The sequence below is a fragment of the uncultured Salegentibacter sp. genome (assembly GCF_963972535.1).
Taxonomy (GTDB): Bacteria; Bacteroidota; Bacteroidia; order Flavobacteriales; family Flavobacteriaceae; genus Salegentibacter.
On sequence record NZ_CAXAVR010000195.1, the window covers coordinates 1 to 2,424 of the forward strand.

Sequence of the window (2,424 nt, forward strand, 5' to 3'; positions counted from 1 at the left end):
TTTTGTTTTTAAAGTTCCAAACCAGGGAAACATCTGCATAAGGCTAAACCGGGCTTCCTGGGCGCCCAAACGTGTTTCAACCATTCTGCCAAATGCGCTAACCGTTAGCGTGGGATCTGGCAGGGAAGAAACCTGTGGTGATTGCTGCAATGCAGCTTCAAATTGGGTATAAGCAGATTGTAGCTTTGGGTTGTTCTCTGCTGCGATTTTGAGATAATCTTCCAACTCCTGCGCAATTCCAACTCCTCCCCAAAGAGAGATAAGAAGCAAGCTTATAATTATTTTTTTTGTGTTCATTTTCATTATCTGATTCTTATTTCATTCAGAAATTCTATGCCTTAATTGTTGTTGGTTCTTCTCCACTTTCTTCTGTGGAATTAGAAGAAGCATTTTCCCTCCAAATGGCCTGTAAAACGGGCACCACAAAAATCGTCATAATCTGGATTACCATTCCACCTACAATTGGGATGGCCATGGGCACCATAATATCAGAACCTTTTCCAGTTGAAGTAAGTACCGGAAAAAGCGCAATTATAGTAACGGCCGTGGTCATCATTGCGGGGCGCACCCGTTTTAAACCGGCCTCCATCACCGCTTCACGAACTTCTGAAACTGTTTGAGGATTTTTACGTTCAAAAATCTGGTGAATATAAGTTCCCATCAATACGCCATCATCGGTTGCAATACCAAACAAAGCGATGAATCCAACCCATACTGCTACGCTTAAATTGACCTCCTGCATTTGAAAAAGGCTACGCATATTGGTGCCGAACATATCAAAGTCCATAAACCAGCCCTGCCCGTAAAGCCAGATCATAATAAAGCCGCCGGCAAAGGCCACAAATACTCCTGAAAAATGGATTGTTGAAGCAATAATGCTTTTAAACTGAAAATAGAGCAACAGGAAAATGATAAGCAAACAAATAGGAATTAAGATTGCCAAACGTTTTACAGCCCGTACCTGGTTTTCATAATTTCCGGAGAATTTATAACTAATCCCTTGCGGCACTTGCAGTTCGCCAGCATCAATTTTATCCTGAATATGCTGCTGGGCATCATTCACCACGTTTACTTCGGCAAAACCGTCGCGTTTATCAAAAAGGACATAGCCGGTTAAAAAAGTTTCTTCACTTTTTATCATTTGCGGCCCACGCTCATACTTAAGTTCAGCAAGCTCTCCTAACGGGATTTGAGCCCCATCCGAAGTCGGTATCAGAATGTTTTTAATACTTTCAGGATCATTCCTTAATTCGCGGGGATATCGCACCCTAACCGGAAAGCGTTCCCTGCCTTCTACCGTAGAAGTGATTTCCATCCCCCCAATCGCAGTTTCAATGGTTTGCTGAACGTCTTCAATACTAAGTCCGTAACGGGCAATCGCATTTCGATCTATATCTATTTCCAGATAAGGTTTTCCAACTACACGATCGGCAAAAACAGCTTCAGATTTTACTGAAGGTACTTCCTTTAGCAATTCCTCCAGTTCCATTCCAAAATCTTGAATAGTCCTCAAATCTGGTCCATAAACTTTAATTCCCATCGGTGCCCGCATCCCGGTTTGCAACATTACCAGACGGGTTTCTATGGGTTGTAATTTTGGCGCCGAAGTAACCCCGGGAAGTTTGGTGCGTTTTGTAATTTCATTCCAAATGTCGTCGGGACTATTAATATGTTCACGCCAGTTTCGGTAGAACCTTCCATCTTCATCTTCAATTAAATTTGAAGCGATTACATCTCGCTGGATAGCTTCAGCATTAGTTAACGTGTCCCCTGATTTGAGAATAAAACGGTTTTCATCATCAACTTTAAAACGCTGCATCGAGCCGTCTTCAGCATGAATATATTCCGGTTTATAATTAATGATATTTTCAAACATAGAAATTGGCGCGGGATCCAGAGCGGTTTCTGCCCGACCTAATTTACCAACCGCAACCTCAACTTCAGGAATACTGGTTACCGCCATATCCAACTGTTTCAAGGTTTTGGTGGTTTCTTCCATCCCGGCGTGCGGCATGGTAGTTGGCATCAGTAAAAAGCTGCCTTCACTTAACGATGGCATAAATTCCTTGCCCACCCCGGGGAAAATGTGAGCCATTCCACTCCAAACCTGGGTTGTTCTCACATTCCAACCTACTTTATCAAATCCGCCTGCTACAAATCCAAATAATTTTGGAAAACCAAACCAGATCATCGTCCCAAAAAAGATGGTAATAATAGGGAGCGTTAAAAACTTCCCTTTATTGGTTAAACACCAGTTTAAGATCGGTTCGTAAAACTTCACCACCATCATTAATACCACCAAGGTGATACTTAGTAAAAGAATTACAAAGATATAATTGGCAAAAGCCGATTTCTGAAAGCCAAGCGGCATCCACTCTTCAGCCAGAAAGAATACGGTAACCGCCAGGATTAAACCGGGAATAA

At 42.3% G+C, this 2,424-nt stretch carries 2 protein-coding genes; both read right to left on the minus strand.

All coding sequences use genetic code 11. The features are described from left to right. A partial coding sequence (locus tag AACZ30_RS13715) for a TolC family protein (RefSeq protein WP_339650078.1) occupies positions 1 to 297 on the minus strand: 297 nt, incomplete at its 3' end. Between the two features lie 34 nt (positions 298 to 331). Next, positions 332 to 2,424 (minus strand): efflux RND transporter permease subunit (locus AACZ30_RS13720; protein ID WP_339650079.1); only part of this gene is annotated, 2,093 nt, incomplete at its 5' end.